Origin of the sequence: Pseudomonas baetica (assembly GCF_051216495.1) — a bacterium.
GTDB lineage: Bacteria > Pseudomonadota > Gammaproteobacteria > Pseudomonadales > Pseudomonadaceae > Aquipseudomonas > Aquipseudomonas baetica_B.
Genome location: NZ_JBPKAM010000126.1, coordinates 1 through 15,287, shown reverse-complemented (window position 1 = coordinate 15,287; position 15,287 = coordinate 1). Strand labels below are relative to the sequence as shown.

Sequence of the window (15,287 nt, the reverse complement as noted above, 5' to 3'; positions counted from 1 at the left end):
GGCTCGCTCCCACATTTGGAATGCATGCTCCTGTGGGAGCGAGCCTGCTCGCGAAAGCGGCCGAGTAAACGACTCAGGACTCACTGATGAAAGGTATACCGATCCTTCCCCGTATGTTTTGACTCATACAACGCCGCGTCGGCCTTCACCAAAGCCTGATTCAAGGTGTCGCTGTCGAGCACCCGGGCCAGGCCGATGCTGATGGTCACCGGGTGTTGGGTCGGCTGCTCGCGAACTACCCGGCACAGTTCCTCGGCCAATGCCTCGACATCTTCGCGGCGCACTCCGGCCAGGTAAATCGCAAATTCCTCGCCGCCCAATCGCGCGTATTCGTAGGGGCTCATCACCGCTTTGATGTCCGCCGCGATGCGCTTGAGCACTTCATCACCGATGTCGTGGCCATAGACGTCATTGACCTTTTTGAAGTTGTCGATATCGATCATGGCCAGGTAGTGATCGTGCTCCCGTGGCGTGGCGTGCAGTTGTTTGTCGGCGCGGGTCATGAACGAGCGGCGGTTGGGAATTTCCGTGAGCGTGTCGATATACGCCTGGTCCAGCAGCAACCTGGACATGATGAAGTTGTAGAGCTTGGCTTTGCGCAGCGCGAGAAAGCTGTAGATCGTCAGTGCACAGAGAAACACCGTGTAGGCGACGGTCATCACACCCTTAAGGTCGAGCAGAATCAACTCCGGGCTGTAGAACGGATTGAGCACCACCCAGGTAATGATCTGCGCGGTAAAAAATGACCAGCGGCTAAGGGGTAGCATCGAGGCGCTGTACAGCGTGGTCGATGCCGCCAGCAGCGACCAGGCAGCTTGATGATTGACAGACACACCTTCGATCAACAAGCGCGTGCCAACGGTAATCATCAGCACGAACAGTACATTGAGCCAGTGGAAGTGCCGCGCCTGGCGAGTGAACAGCAGGACGATGACAATGATCGCGAAGAGGCCGAGGAACACCAGCGAGCGCCAGGTGAAGCCTTGTGCGCCGATGAAACTGATGATCAAGTCGTAGAAAAACCAAACGGCGATGCTGGCCAGATAGATCAGCACGCAAAACGTGTGCAGGCGTTCGAATTCATGTTGGATGAACTCGGCTTTCAGTTCCCGGGGCGCGGTTTTTTTCAGCACTTCATCTTCAATGGTTTTGTACATCGCCGACCTTGTTCATGCGTTGGTTGTCGAGAATCACCTTGCCCCAGGGCCGGTAACGCAGGGAAAACACCGCTGATGGATGGCAACCGGACGCTGCGGCGTTCAAGGTTGCCGGTTCAGCGTGAAACGGTTTTCCCGTCTCGCTGAGCTGTCGAAAGGCTTCCTGTACGATGCCGACGGAGCAGGGCAGCGCACTGGCGTAACCCTTGCGGACCAAGGCTGGCAAACGTTCAGTACCGGCTCCGTCCTGCCACCAGACCTGAATGCCTTGGGACGCCAGATCTCCCAGCCATTGGGCGTGTATTTGTGGCGCGAGTTTGCCGGCGCTGAAGGCGCTGACGTGCAGCGGCGCATCGAGTTTGGCAGCCAGGTCCTTGAGTTGGCGTTGCAGCGTCTGCCGACGATCAGCCGCGAGGAAATGCAGGTCGTCCAGCTCCAAAGGCAAGTACCAGCCACTGACCTCAAGTTTCCAGTCCTTGCGCAGCTTCTGCTGTTGGGCGAGCGATTGCCCCAATTGCGCTTGCCAGTAAGTCGCCAGCCCGGCGCTGTCCAGCTCATCGATGCGCTGGTAATAGGCCGGGTCCATGCGCAACCCCAGCACCAGTTTCAGCCCTTGCGCCTGGGCCTGCTTCAGGCTGTCGGCCAACCAGCCGTTGGCGCCACCGAAGTCCGAATCGCCATAGGCGGTCCATTGCACGATCACGGTGTGGGCACCTTGTCTGGCGGTGTCCTGCCAGATCTGCCGCCATTGCGCCTGGCTGAGGCTGGCGTCGACGTTCAAGGGTTGATAGAAAATGCGCTCGTCCGCGCGGGCCGCTGCATGGCTCAATAACAGACACAGCACCAATAGAAATCGCGTCATCAGAAGTTCAGCTCCACGCCCAGCAGCACGCCGTTGCCGCCTTCATACAAATTGCCGCTCAAGGATTGCTGATACTCGGTGCGAACCGTCAGGTGCGCGCGGTAGGCGTTGTAGATGTCATCGTCGAACCACCATTGCCAGCGCAGACCGAGGCCGGTTCGCAAATCCTGTCGCCAGTCGTTGCTCGGATCCTGGCTGGAGAATTCGAGAAAGCCGTAGGGCATGAGGGTTTGCGCGCCGTTGAACGGCAGCTTCCAGGTGTGACCTTGCTGGAAGCGTGACAACCACTGATGGTCGCCGGCCTTGGTCCACCACGCGGCGTCCAGATAGAGGAAACGTTCTTCCCAGTCGCTTTCATCAACACGCCAGTCGTTGCGAAACCGGCCCTGATCAAGAAACGAGGCGGTGCTGCGCAGCAGGTAATCGGTGGTGGTGTGCCCGTCCTGGCGGTGATCGTCGACCTGGTCGGAGAGCTTTTCCGGAATCAGCATCTGGCCCAGGCTCAGCCCGTGATTGTCCTCGTCGTCGAACTGGCTCTGTTTGTAGATCTCGCCGTAGAAGTTGATGTTTGCCGTGCCCCAGGGCTTGTAACGCAGCCCCACGCCGGTGGCGATGGATTCGGCGTAGCTCGAACGGCTCTGGCCGCCGAGCAGGACGCGCCCATAAACCGACAGTGTGCTACCGGCGCGACTCGGTTCTTCGCCCAGCGCATGGTCCCACATCGCCAGTTGCACGTTTTGTGAGGTGGGGCGACGGCGGGTGCCGGAGGTGTCGTCGGGCCGCACGAAGTCGTTGGTCGACACACCGGCCGGCGACCAGGTGCTGGCGATGGTGCGCGAGTCGCGACGGGACAGGGTTTCATGGGCGCGACGTTGACGATAACGCCGAGCCTCCATGCTGCCGTCCTCGTCGTCGGCCGCCACCGGATTCTGTTCCAGATCGATGACCCGGCGCAGTTCTTTGCGTGCCGATGCACTGTCTTCCACTTCGTCGTAGCGCAATGCCAGGGTTTCGCCGAGGCGATAATCCTCGGGGAAACTGCGGGTGGCGCTTTGCAGATAAGGAATGGCTTTGGCGCGTTCCTCTTTGGTTTTGGCTCCAGCCAGTCGCATGCCGTAATCGGCGCGATAGCGTGGGTTGTCTGGATCGAGTCGCACGGCTTCGGCCAGCCACGCGTTGCTTTGCGCCGGTTCCCCAGCCTTTTGCGCGGTGACAGACGCAGCATAGAAGTGCCCGGCATCCGGCGACTGTTGCAAGGCTGAGCGTTGACGTTGCAAGGCCAATGCATGATCACCTCGCGCATCGGCAATCGCGGCACCCAGGGCCCATTCGTTGGCGCCACGGCTGCGGCTTTGTTGCCAGTAGCGTTCGGCGTTCGGCAGGTCGCCGGCATTCAGGGCACTGCGACTGGCGGTGAGGCGGGCGTTGTCGCTGAGTTGGGCATCGGGCAGGCTGCGCCAGATCGCCAGTGCCCCGGCCGAATCGCCGGCGGCTTCGAGGGCATAGGCGAGGGGCTGACGACTGCCTGGGTCACCGAGTTTAACGGCCTGTTGGTAATACACGACCGCTTCGCCGGGGCGATCGGGCATGGCGCAGCGGCCGAGGGCGCGGTAATCGCCGACGGCTCGGGGTTGTCCGCCGATAGCCTGCTGCACGGCGGCGCATTGGCCGTTCTCGGCCAATTGCGCCAACAGTTGGCCCCGTGTCGCCGGGTCGACGCGATTGAGCAGCAACACCATGCGTTGTTGCTGTGCCGGAGTTGGTGTCGACGCCTCATACAGGGTTGCCAATCGTTGCAGCAGGGCGTTGGGCAGCTTGCCGCCATGACGGTCGAAGGCATTCTCCAGTAATTGCTGCGCGTGTTCACGCTGGCCGGTTTTGAGAGCCAGATAAGTGGCCTGATCAAGCGAGCGAAGGTTGCCGGTCTGCTGGTAATGCCGCTCCCAGAGGGCCACGGCTTCGGCATCGCGCCCACGCGCCTGAACCAGTTCGGCCCGGCGCTTGATCACTTCAGCGGTCTGCGGTTGGCTGGCGAGCCAGGCCATGACTTTGTCGCTCCGACCTTCTTTCTGCCAGATGTCCAGCAGCTGTTGCTGGCGTCGGCTGTCCCAGGGCTCAGGCAAGCGCGTGGTTTGCAGGAGTTCGGTGGCGTGCAGGCGCTGGGCGAGGATCAGCCAGGTCTGTGGGTCATCTTCGGGTGGGCAGCTACGCAATTGCGTGAGCGCCGCATCGGGATCGCGACGGGACAGCCATTCGGCCGTTTCCAGGCATGGACGCTGCAGATCGCTGCTCAAACGCTGCACCGTCGCGCTGTCGCCGGTTTGCCGGGCCAATTCCCACAGACGCTGGCGCTGGGCAGGGTCGGCGAGATCGCCTGGCGGCAGCGATTGCATCCAGCGCTGGGCCTGTTCGGTGTGCCCCATGGCAATCGCGCGATCGACCATCGCCAGGCGAGCCTTGCGCGCAGCCTCCGGGTTGGGAGCCTGTTTCAGCAACTGCTCCAACGGTTTTTCGTCGAGACGTTGCACATAGGCATTGGCCAGCCGTTCCCAGCCTGCCGCGTCCAGTTGCTTGCGTTCTGCCAGGGGCGCCAGTTGGGCAATGGTGTCGTCCCAGTTGCGCAATTGCTCGGCCCAGTTGGAGCGAGCCAGATGCAGGATCCTGTAGTCACCCTTGGGAGCCAGTTGCGCCAGCCAGTCATGGGCACGGCCCGCGCCGCCGAATTTGGCCAGGCTCAGACTGTAGGCTTGCCACAGGCGTATACGCTGGTTGAGATCGCTGCTGGCGATCCATTGTTCGACCTGGGTGCTGCCCGGTGGGTCCTGTTCGATCCAGGTCAGACGCAGATTGAGCAAGGCCTCGCTGTTTTGCGGGTTATCCGGTAATGCTTGCACCGCGTCCTTGTAGCGACGTTGTTTGGCCAGCGCTTGCACCAGCAAGGCCCGGGCTTCATCGTTCTTCGGTACCAGGGTCAGCAGGTGACGCATCAGCCGTTCGACTTCGGCCCAGTTGCCTTTTTTCGCTTCGCGGTAGCTGCGATCCATGTAAGGGAAGCTGCGGAATTGTTCGAAGTCGGTCAAAGGTTCGGCGTGCACCCAGGAAGCCGCACTCAGGCTCAACAGCAGGCTGCCAACAAGCATGGCATGACGATTGAGACGCTTCATTCCACCTCCCGGGCGATGCGGTAGGCGGCTTGCTGTTCGCTGGCCTGTTCAACCAGCGCCTGTTCGAGAACCTCCTGGGTGATCATGCCGCGTGATATCAGGTGTTGGCCCAATGACATGTGCTCGGCATCAAAGTCGATCAACGCCTGATTGAACAGGCTCGGTGGCACCATGCCGCGCACTTGCAGCAGGTTGCCCAGCAACACCTGGTGATGACTGACACGCTCGAGCAGGGCTTCATCGTCCTGATGGCGTTCAAGCACCTGGAGCATGTGCTGGACGTCGGCATTTTGCCGGGGACTGGCGTACCAGTAGCGAATCCCCAGGGTGACCCGGCCCTGGGGCGCCAGGCGACAGCGCACCGGACGCTTCAATTGACGGCTGATCGCCCCCAGTGACACCTGGCTGACCGGGCCCTCGGAGGCCAGCACCAGCGTGTTGCCTTCCTCGGCCACCGGCAGCACACCGTAGTGAGAGGCGACTTTGCGCGGCACCACGTCGATCAGGCGTTTGTCGAGTTTGAAGGGGTTGAGCGGCGCCCACTCCATGTCCAGTTGCTCGGCCAGCGTTTGCACCAGTTGCGTGGTGTCGATATGTCCGCGCAGCAACAGCTCATGGCCCAGGCGCCGGCGTACCGGGTTAGTGATCGCCGCTTCCAACTGCTCTTCGCTGAGCAGGCCTTTTTCCACCAGACGATGCCCCAGTGGCGTGCGCTGGGCCTGGGTCAGGGCCGGGAATTCATGGGTGGTCTTGTCCCAGGCCACGCGCCGCGAATCGCCCATCTCCATGACCTGGCGCAGTGCCCGCACGTTAGCGAAGAAGTTGATGAAGTTGCTCCACATCATCCGCGGCGCCGACAGCAGGCCTTCGCCCAATCCGTAATAGCGGGTGACGAACCAGCCACGCTGGAACAACCGGTTAAGCAGCATCAGGCCGTTGAGCCAGAGCAGGGTGGTCAGCAATGGGCTGTCGGCGAGTATCGACGGATAGCGCCAGGCATTGGGTGCAATCACCGTCACCAGCCACATCGCCAGCAGCACCAGAAACAGCAGGTTGACGAGAAAGCTCAACAGATAAGCGATCATGCCGCGCCGGTCGCGCCACAGAAAATAGTTGAGTAACCCTTTTGGGCTCCAGCCGAGATTTTTGGTGCCCTGGAACACGATGCCGACGATCCAGCGGGATTTTTGCCGGATCGCGTGCGACCAGTCCCGAGGGAAATGCTCGCGCACGCAGATCACTTGGGAAAACGCACGGTTCATGCCGAACACCCAATGCCGTTCCAGCGCCAGTTTCGGGTCGCTCACCGAGTAGCGGGCGAAAATACACTTCATGCCTTTTTGCTTGAGCCGAAAGCCGATGTCGTAGTCTTCGGTCAGGCTCTGCACATCGAAGGCAATGCCATCGCCATCCTCGAGCAGGGCGCTGATCGCCTTGCGACTGAAGCAGGTGCCGACGCCGGCGCTGGGCACCTGGCCGGTCAAGGCCTCGCGAACGATGACGTCCTTGCCGTGGTTTTCGGCGAATTCGTCGACGTAGTGCCCGGCGGTGAAGCCTTTCCATTCCGGCGCATAGGGGTAGACCGGGATCTGGATCAAATCCTTGCTCGGCAGCAGGTAATTGAACAGGCGCAACTCCATCGGCGAAATCACGTCTTCGGCGTCGTGCAGGATGAACCCGGCGAACTGGATCTTCGCCTCGCTTTCAAAGCGCAGGATGGCGTCGATGATGTTGTTCAGGCAGTCGGCCTTGCTGGTGGGACCGGGGCGGGCGCACACCACTTTGTGCACATTGGGGTAGTGCTGGCAGACGGCATCGACGTCGGCCTGGGTCTCGGCGTCGTTGGGGTAGGTGCCGACGAAAATCTGATAGTTCTCGTAGTCGATGGTTGAGGCGGCCAGTCGCGCCATTTCACCGACCACGCCCACTTCGTTCCAGGCCGGCACCATGATCGCCAGGGGTTTTTCGCCGATGGTGTAGAGCCGTTCTTCATCGGCACGCTTGAATTTTTCATAGATGCGCCAGCGGCGGATCAGCTTGCGGGTCCAGTACACGATGTCAATGAACAGGTCATCGAGCCCGAGTACGAACATCAACAGGGCCAGGAAAATGGCGAGGTATTTGAGACCGAACAGCACATAGGCAAAAAAATCGACCAGGCCGAAACTCATACGGCTTTACCCTTTGCCGCACGTTGTTTGAGCCAGGTCGCCAGGCGATTGGCGATGCGCTCACTGGCATGGCCGTCGCCGTACGGGCAGTGCACGCGACTCATGCGCTGGAAGGTGGCGTCATCGTCAAGCAACAGGCTGGCTTCCTTGACGATGCGATCGGTATCGGTGCCCACCAGCAACACAGTCCCGCCTTCGAGCACCGATGGCCGCTCGGTGACGTCGCGCAGCACCAGCAGCGGTTTGCCAATGGCCGGGGCTTCCTCCTGGATGCCGCCTGAGTCGGTGACGATGAAATGCGCGCGCCCCATCAGCCAAACGAAATGCTGGTAGTCCTGGGGGGCGATCAGATAGATGTTGGGTTTGCCCGACAGCACGCTGTACACCGCCTGCTGCACCTGCGGATTGAGGTGCACCGGGTAGACGAATTGCACGTCGGGGTAACGCTCGGCGAGGGTGGCCATGGCCAGGCAGATGTTGCGAAAGCCGCCGCCGAAGTTTTCCCGGCGGTGTCCGGTGATCAGCACCATGCGGCGTTTGTCGTCGAGCACGGCCAGCGGCGAGTCGGCGGCGGGCTGCCAGCCGGTCGCCTGTTGGTGATTGCGCATCCAGACCAGCGCATCGATCACCGTGTTGCCGGTGACTTCGATATTGGCCTTGGGCACGCCCTCGTGCAGCAGATTGTCTTCGTTTTTACCGGTCGGGGCGAAATGCAGGTCGGCAATGACCCCGGTCAGATGGCGATTGGCTTCTTCCGGCCAGGGCGCGCGCAAGTTGCCGGTGCGCAATCCGGCTTCGACATGGCCAATGGGGACCTGGCGATTGAACGCGGCGAGGGCGGCGATGAAGCTGGTGGTGGTGTCGCCGTGGACCAGCACGATATCCGGCCGCACGCGTTCGTAGGTGGTGTCCAGGTGCTCCAGCAATTGTTCGGAAAGACCGTTGAGGGTCTGGCCTTGGGTCATCACTTGCAGGTCTTCGTCGACCGTCAGTTCAAAGGAGTCGAGCACCTGCTTGAGCATTTCCCGGTGCTGGCCGGTCGAGCAGATGTTCAGGTCGATACCTGGCCAATTGCGCAGGACCCGTGCAAGGGGCGCCATTTTGATGGCTTCGGGCCGTGTGCCGAACACCATCATCACTTTGAAGGACATGAACCCTCCTGGGACAACACACGCCAGGTGCGTCGCAACTGTTAAGAGTGCTTATCACTTGGGTAATGAATAAAGCAGTCGGATGGGGGGTTGTCCAACCTGGATATTTCCCACGGATTTTTAAGGTACGCCCCACTGGAACTCCGGAAATGTAGAAAACCAGGGCGTGATAATTTTTGTGCAATCGTTTTGATCTACCGCAGAGGGAGGTTCAGTCGTGTCGGACGCTAGGAATTTCATCCATGAGGATCGCACTCAGATGCGTTTTGGGGTGCTATTTTGAGTGTCTCTAAAAGCACCCCAAGGAATTGTTTCATGACACATATCGTGCTTTCGCAAGTCGTGGCGAGCATCTCGGAGTTGAAAAGAAACCCTATGGGCACGGTGGCTGCTGGTGGTGGTTCGTCTGTGGCAATCCTCAATCGTAACGAGCCTGCTTTTTATTGCGTCCCCGCCAAGGAATATGAAGCCATGATGAACCGGCTGGAGGACCTGGAGCTGATTGCGCTATGCAAGGAGCGAGAAAACGATCCGACGATAAAGGTTTCAATTGATGACCTATGAGCTGGAGTTTTCTGAAAAGGCCTGGAAGGAATGGAAAAAGCTTGGGGAGAACCTGAGGGAACAATTCAAAAAGAAGCTTCGGGAACGACTCGTAAATCCACATGTTCCTGCAGACCGGCTTAGTGGGCTAGGCAATGCCTACAAGATCAAGTTGAGGAGTGCCGGGTATCGCCTGGTTTATCGCGTCAGGGATGAGGTTTTGGTGGTTACAGTGATAGTCGTGGGGAAAAGAGAGCGAGGCGATGTTTATAAAGATGCGACCACCCGCTGAGTCGCTTTTCGAAAGATTGTTTTAGTAGCACGCGCGCACCCATTGTGAACCTGATTCCCGCCATCCGTAGCCAACGGTAGCGCTTCCGAGAGCTGTACCTTTTGTAACACTGCTTTGCGTTTTCACGCATCTATCTGATTCAAAACAATTTTCAATCCCGCTCACAAACCGTTCGCAACCTGTGGCACACTTTCTGCTGTCTATTCCGCTGTTACATAATTGGTTCCGGTATAGCGGAATAAACATCATCCTGGAGTGCTTGCCATGCATCGCCGACCTTCCTTGTTCAAAGCGTGTGTTTTTCTGTTCGCAGCCTCTGCTGCTGCCATGGGCGTGGCCCAGGCGGCGGACAGCAAGCTCGATAGCGTTCTGGCCCGCGGCAAACTGATCGTGGGTACGGGCAGCACCAATGCGCCGTGGCACTTTCAGGGTGCCGATGGCAAGTTGCAGGGCTTTGATATCGACATCGCGCGCATGGTGGCCAAGGGGCTGTTCAACGACCCGAGCAAGGTCGAGTTCGTGGTGCAGTCGTCCGATGCGCGGATTCCCAACCTGCTGACCGACAAGGTCGACATGAGTTGCCAGTTCATCACCGTGACCGCCAGCCGCGCGCAACAGGTGGCATTCACTTTGCCGTACTACCGCGAAGGTGTGGGCCTGCTGTTGCCGGCCAACAGCAAGTACAAGGAAATCGACGACATGCAGGCGGCCGGCGATGGCTTGACCGTGGCGGTGCTGCAAAACGTCTATGCCGAGGAACTGGTGCATCAGGCGCTGCCCAAGGCCAAGGTCGATCAGTACGACAGTGTCGACCTGATGTACCAGGCGGTGAACTCGGGACGCGCCGACGCTGCGGCGACCGATCAGTCATCGGTCAAATACCTGATGGTGCAGAACGCGGGCCGCTACCGTAGCCCGGCCTATGCCTGGAGCCCGCAAACCTATGCGTGTGCGGTCAAGCGCGGCGATCAGGACTGGTTGAACTTCGTCAACACCACCTTGCATGAAGCCATGACCGGCGTGGAGTTCCCGACCTACGCGGCGTCCTTCAAGCAATGGTTCGGCGTCGAACTGCCGACACCGAAAATCGGTTTCCCCGTCGAATTCCAATGATCCCGTGAGAGCGGGGCGGTCATGATCGCCCCGCTCAAGGTACTGCCGACCATGAACTATCAGTTGAACTTTGCCGCCGTGTGGCGCGATTTCGACACCTTGCTGGCGGGGCTCGGTCTGGGCCTGCAGTTGGCGCTGGTGTCGATCGCCATCGGCTGCGTGATCGGCCTGCTGATGGCGTTTGCCTTGCTGTCCAAGCATCGCCCGTTGCGGGTGCTGGCGTCGGTGTATGTCACGGTGATCCGTAACACGCCGATTCTGGTGTTGATTCTGTTGATCTATTTCGCCTTGCCGAGCCTGGGGATTCGTCTGGACAAGATTCCCTCGTTCATCATCACCCTGTCGCTGTATGCCGGGGCGTACCTGACCGAAGTGTTCCGTGGTGGCCTGCTGAGCATTCCCAAGGGCCAGCGCGAAGCCGGTCTGGCGATTGGCTTGGGTGAATGGCAGGTCAAGGCCTACGTCACCGTGCCGGTGATGTTGCGCAATGTGTTGCCGGCGTTGTCGAACAACTTCATTTCGCTGTTCAAGGACACCTCGCTGGCGGCCGCCATCGCCGTGCCGGAGCTGACCTATTACGCGCGCAAGATCAATGTCGAGAGCTACCGGGTGATTGAAACCTGGCTGGTGACCACCGCGCTTTATGTGGCGGCCTGTTACCTCATTGCCATGATGCTGCGTTACCTCGAACAGCGCCTGGCGATCCGCCGATAGGAGGCCCCATGTACGAATCCCCCAGTTGGATGCATGAGTTGTGGGTGGCGCGCGAACCTTTGTGGCAAGGCTTCCTGACCAGTGTGCAGGTGTCGGCGCTGGCGATTCTGCTCGGCACGCTTGTCGGGATGTTCGCCGGACTGGTGCTGACCTACGGCCGGTTCTGGATGCGCGCACCGTTTCGCTTTTATGTCGATGTGATCCGCGGCACACCGGTGTTTGTGCTGGTGCTGGCCTGCTTCTACATGGCGCCGGCGCTGGGTTGGCAGATCAGTGCATTTCAGGCCGGTGCCCTGGGCTTGACGCTGTTTTGCGGCTCCCACGTCGCCGAGATCGTGCGCGGAGCGTTGCAGGCGTTGCCCCGAGGGCAAATGGAAGCGAGCAAGGCCATCGGCCTGACCTTCTATCAGGCCCTGGGCTACGTGCTGTTGCCCCAGGCGCTGCGGCAAATCCTGCCGACCTGGGTCAACTCGTCCACCGAGATCGTCAAGGCCTCGACGCTGCTGTCGGTGATCGGCGTGGCCGAGTTGCTGCTCAGTTCCCAGCAGATCATCGCGCGGACCTTCATGACCCTGGAGTTTTACCTGTTCGCCGGATTTCTGTTTTTCGTCATCAACTACGGCATCGAGTTACTCGGCCGGCACATTGAAAAGCGGGTGGCCTTGCCATGACACAGACTCAAACCAACGCACAAAACGGCCAACCCTTGCTGGACATTCGCGGCCTGCACAAACGCTACGACCAGCTCGAAGTGCTCAAGGGCGTCGACTTGACCATGCAACGCGGCAACGTCGTGACGCTGATCGGTTCCAGCGGCTCGGGCAAGACCACGCTACTGCGTTGCGTGAACATGCTCGAGGAGTTCCAGGGCGGGCAGATCCTGCTCGATGGCGAATCCATCGGTTATGACGAGGTCAACGGCAAACGCATCCGTCACCCGGAAAAGGTCATCGCCCGCCATCGCGCCATGACCGGCATGGCCTTCCAGCAGTTCAACCTGTTTCCGCACCTCACCGCGTTGCAGAACGTCACCCTGGGTTTGCTCAAGGTGAAAAAGTTGCACAAGGACGAGGCCGTGGCCCTGGCGGAAAAATGGCTGGAGCGGGTCGGATTGCTGGAGCGGCGCGATCACTACCCGGGCCAGTTGTCCGGTGGCCAGCAGCAGCGCGTGGCCATTGCCCGGGCGATTGCGATGAACCCGAGCCTGATGCTGTTCGACGAAGTCACTTCGGCGCTGGACCCGGAGCTGGTCAGCGAAGTGCTCAACGTGATCAAGGGCCTGGCGGACGATGGCATGACCATGTTGCTGGTGACCCACGAGATGCGTTTTGCCTTCGAGGTCTCGGACAAGATCGTTTTCATGAACAAGGGGCGCATCGAAGAGCAGGGGCCTCCCAAGGAACTGTTCGAGCGCCCACAGTCGCCGCGTCTGGCTGAATTTCTCAAAAGCACGCGGTTTTAAACACTCGATTTTCAATCAGGAGAAACACTCATGAGCATTACTCGTTACGGCACCGGCAGTTCCGCCGCTGGCGGCACGCCGCGTCCCTTCGCCCGCGCCGTTGAAGCCGATGGCTGGCTGCACGTCTCTGGCCAGGTGCCGGCGAAGGATGGCGAGATCATTGTGGGTGGCATCGTCGAACAGACCCACCAGACCATGCAGAACCTGATCGCGATTCTCCAGGAGGCCGGTTATGGCCTGGAAGATGTGGTGCGTGCCGGCGTGTGGCTGGACGATCCGCGGGATTTCACCAGTTTCAACAAGGTCTTCGCCGAGTACTTCAAACCTGAACATGCGCCGGCCCGAGCCTGTGTGCAGGCGAGCATGATGGTCGACTGCAAGGTCGAGATCGATTGCATCGCGTACAAGAAAAAGGCCTGAACCGAGGTGGCTTCATCGCCAGCAGGCTGGCTCCCACAGGGGAACGTATTCCAAATGTGAGAGCCAGCCTGCTGGCGATGGCGGCCTGACAGTCACCGCAGCACTCTGGGGTAAACTCCCGGCACTTTGAAGGGGAACCACTGACATGACCGAAGACACCATCAAGCGCCGGGCACGCGGTCTGGACCGGGCGTTCGATATCCTCGACTTTCTCAAGGAGGTCGGCCAGCCCTTGCGTCCGAACGACATTGCCAACGGTATCGGCAGCCCCAAATCCACCGTTTATGAACTGGTGGCCTCGCTGCTGGAGCGACGGATCCTGGAGCCGGTGGGCAAGGACGGGCACGTGTACCTTGGTCGGCAGTTGTACTTCCTCGGCCAGGCCCACTTGCGCCATTTCGACCTGACCCGCGAGGCCGACCATGCCTTGCAGGACATCGTCAGCCAGACCCGCGAAACCGCGCAGATGTGCCTGCTCAACGGGCGCAAATACACCGTGGCGCTGATGAAGGAGGGGGAGCGGCATTTCCGCATTTCCTCGGACATCGGCGAGAACGCACCGATTCCCTGGACCGCGTCCGGGCGCCTGCTGCTGGCGCATTTGAGCGATCAGGAGATTGTCGACCTGATCGATCACGACGACTTCATCCTGCCCGATGGCGAACGCTTGCCGCTGGAGCAGTTCCTGAAGGAAATCCGTCAGGCTGGTATCGACGGCTTTTTCTCCTTCGATAGCGTCGCCGACACGTTTACCCATTGCTTTGCTGCCCCGGTCAAAGACCCAAGCGGCGTGGCCATTTGCACCCTGTGCATCGTCGCCCCGCGTGCCGATGCCAAAACCCATTACGACGACTACCGTCGGGTGCTGATCGACAGTGCGAACAGCCTGGCCCGTCGCATCAACGAATAACAGCGGCTGCGTGCAGCCGCGAATGTGAGGAGTTCAACCATGTCTTCTACCCCCCATACTGGCAATGTGGACAAGGGCGCTGCCCAGATCGGCGCCAGCCTGGTCCGTGACGTCAGCCTGCCGGCCCTGGTGCTGCATCGCGAGGCGCTGGAACACAACATTCGCTGGATGCAGGCTTTCGTCAGCAACAGCGGCGCGGAACTGGCGCCCCATGGCAAGACCAGCATGACCCCGGCGTTGTTCCGTCGCCAGCTGGACGCCGGCGCTTGGGGCATTACCCTGGCCAGTGCTACGCAAACCCGTGCGGCCTACGCCCATGGTGTGCGCCGGGTACTGATGGCCAACCAGTTGGTGGGCACGCCGAACATGGCGCTGATTGCCGATTTGCTGGCCGACTCGACCTTCGACTTCTATTGCATGGTCGATCACCCGGACAACGTGGCGGATCTGGGGGCTTATTTCGCCTCACGTGGCGTGCGCTTGAACGTGATGATCGAGTACGGCGTGGTCGGCGGGCGTTGCGGATGCCGCAGTGAACAGGAAATCCTCGACCTGGCCCAGGCCATCGCTGCGCAACCGGCGCTGGCCCTGACCGGTATTGAAGGCTACGAAGGGGTGATCCACGGTGATCACGCCGTCAGCGGTATTCGCGCGTTCGCCGGTTCCCTGGTGCGCCTGGCGGTGCAACTGCAGGACAGCGGTGCGTTCGCCATCGACAAACCGATCATCACCGCATCCGGTTCGGCCTGGTACGACTTGATTGCCGAGGAGTTCGAAGCGCAGAACGCTGCTGGGCGTTTCCTCAGCGTGTTGCGTCCGGGCAGCTATGTGGCCCACGACCATGGCATCTACAAAGAAGCGCAGTGCTGCGTACTCGACCGTCGCAGCGACTTGCACGAAGGCCTGCGTCCGGCGCTGGAAGTCTGGGCTCACGTGCAATCGCTGCCGGAACCGGGCTTCGCCGTAATTGCCCTGGGCAAGCGCGACGTGGCCTACGACGCCGGTTTGCCGGTGCCGTTGCTGCGTTACAAGGCTGGCGTGGTACCGGCCAAGGGTGACGATGTCGGCGGTTGCAAGGTGACGGCGGTGATGGACCAGCATGCCTTCATGACCGTGGCGCCAGGGATTGAACTGCGGGTGGGGGACATCATTTCGTTCGGTACCTCGCACCCATGCCTGACGTTCGACAAATGGCGCACGGGGTGTCTGGTGGATGAGCAGTTGAACGTCATTGAAAACATGGAAACCTGTTTCTAAGTCCGGAACCGAGGCGCGGCCTTCGCGAGCAGGCTCGCTCCCACAATGGAATGCTGCTTCCTGTGGGAGCG

14 protein-coding genes are annotated in these 15,287 nt (G+C 60.4%); 9 read left to right on the top strand and 5 right to left on the bottom strand.

The features are described from left to right. Positions 1-80: 80 nt before the first annotated feature. Genes ACSFE6_RS27880 through wecB form a run of 5 tightly spaced genes read right to left on the bottom strand, consistent with a single transcriptional unit; the run spans position 81 to position 8,505 of the window. A complete protein-coding gene (locus tag ACSFE6_RS27880; RefSeq protein ID WP_435430615.1) occupies positions 81-1,157 on the bottom strand; it encodes a diguanylate cyclase domain-containing protein in 1,077 nt (358 codons plus the stop codon). Next, positions 1,141-2,019 (bottom strand): DUF4434 family protein, encoded by an 879-nt coding sequence (locus tag ACSFE6_RS27875; protein ID WP_435430614.1) that lies wholly within the window; start codon positions 2,017-2,019, stop codon positions 1,141-1,143. The genes ACSFE6_RS27880 and ACSFE6_RS27875 overlap by 17 nt, the downstream gene beginning before the upstream one ends. Beyond that, positions 2,019-5,183, bottom strand: a complete 3,165-nt coding sequence (locus ACSFE6_RS27870) for an NfrA family protein (RefSeq protein WP_435430613.1) — start codon at positions 5,181-5,183, stop codon at positions 2,019-2,021. Before ACSFE6_RS27870 ends, ACSFE6_RS27875 begins: the two co-directional genes overlap by 1 nt. Beyond that, a complete protein-coding gene (nrfB, locus tag ACSFE6_RS27865) occupies positions 5,180-7,354 on the bottom strand; it encodes a cyclic di-3',5'-guanylate-activated glycosyltransferase NfrB (RefSeq protein WP_435430612.1) in 2,175 nt (724 codons plus the stop codon). The genes ACSFE6_RS27870 and nrfB overlap by 4 nt, the downstream gene beginning before the upstream one ends. Continuing rightward, positions 7,351-8,505, bottom strand: a complete 1,155-nt coding sequence (wecB, locus tag ACSFE6_RS27860) for a non-hydrolyzing UDP-N-acetylglucosamine 2-epimerase (RefSeq protein ID WP_435430611.1) — start codon at positions 8,503-8,505, stop codon at positions 7,351-7,353. The genes nrfB and wecB overlap by 4 nt, the downstream gene beginning before the upstream one ends. Positions 8,506-8,820: 315 nt before the next feature. On the opposite strand from wecB, the gene ACSFE6_RS27855 reads away from it, so the two are divergent. From ACSFE6_RS27855 to ACSFE6_RS27815, 9 genes are all read left to right on the top strand, one after another. Further along, positions 8,821-9,069 (top strand): type II toxin-antitoxin system Phd/YefM family antitoxin, encoded by a 249-nt coding sequence (locus ACSFE6_RS27855; RefSeq protein ID WP_095194694.1) that lies wholly within the window; start codon positions 8,821-8,823, stop codon positions 9,067-9,069. Further along, positions 9,059-9,340, top strand: coding sequence for a type II toxin-antitoxin system RelE family toxin (locus tag ACSFE6_RS27850; protein WP_435430610.1), 282 nt, complete (start codon positions 9,059-9,061; stop codon positions 9,338-9,340). Before ACSFE6_RS27855 ends, ACSFE6_RS27850 begins: the two co-directional genes overlap by 11 nt. A gap of 264 nt (positions 9,341-9,604) precedes the next feature. Then, a complete protein-coding gene (locus ACSFE6_RS27845) occupies positions 9,605-10,453 on the top strand; it encodes a transporter substrate-binding domain-containing protein (RefSeq protein ID WP_435430609.1) in 849 nt (282 codons plus the stop codon). Positions 10,454-10,504: 51 nt separating this feature from the next. Further along, positions 10,505-11,167: an amino acid ABC transporter permease gene (locus ACSFE6_RS27840; protein WP_435430616.1), complete on the top strand. Its 663-nt coding sequence runs from the start codon at positions 10,505-10,507 to the stop codon at positions 11,165-11,167. Positions 11,168-11,175: 8 nt separating this feature from the next. After that, positions 11,176-11,838: an amino acid ABC transporter permease gene (locus ACSFE6_RS27835; protein ID WP_435430608.1), complete on the top strand. Its 663-nt coding sequence runs from the start codon at positions 11,176-11,178 to the stop codon at positions 11,836-11,838. Further along, positions 11,835-12,629, top strand: a complete 795-nt coding sequence (locus ACSFE6_RS27830; protein ID WP_433735428.1) for an amino acid ABC transporter ATP-binding protein — start codon at positions 11,835-11,837, stop codon at positions 12,627-12,629. The genes ACSFE6_RS27835 and ACSFE6_RS27830 overlap by 4 nt, the downstream gene beginning before the upstream one ends. A 30-nt stretch (positions 12,630-12,659) precedes the next feature. Then, on the top strand, positions 12,660-13,049 hold the full coding sequence (locus tag ACSFE6_RS27825) for a RidA family protein (protein ID WP_110963246.1): 390 nt from the start codon (positions 12,660-12,662) through the stop codon (positions 13,047-13,049). A gap of 145 nt (positions 13,050-13,194) precedes the next feature. Further along, positions 13,195-13,959, top strand: a complete 765-nt coding sequence (locus ACSFE6_RS27820) for an IclR family transcriptional regulator (RefSeq protein WP_435430607.1) — start codon at positions 13,195-13,197, stop codon at positions 13,957-13,959. Positions 13,960-13,998: 39 nt separating this feature from the next. Next, positions 13,999-15,216 (top strand): amino acid deaminase, encoded by a 1,218-nt coding sequence (locus ACSFE6_RS27815; protein WP_435430606.1) that lies wholly within the window; start codon positions 13,999-14,001, stop codon positions 15,214-15,216. Positions 15,217-15,287 lie beyond the last annotated feature (71 nt).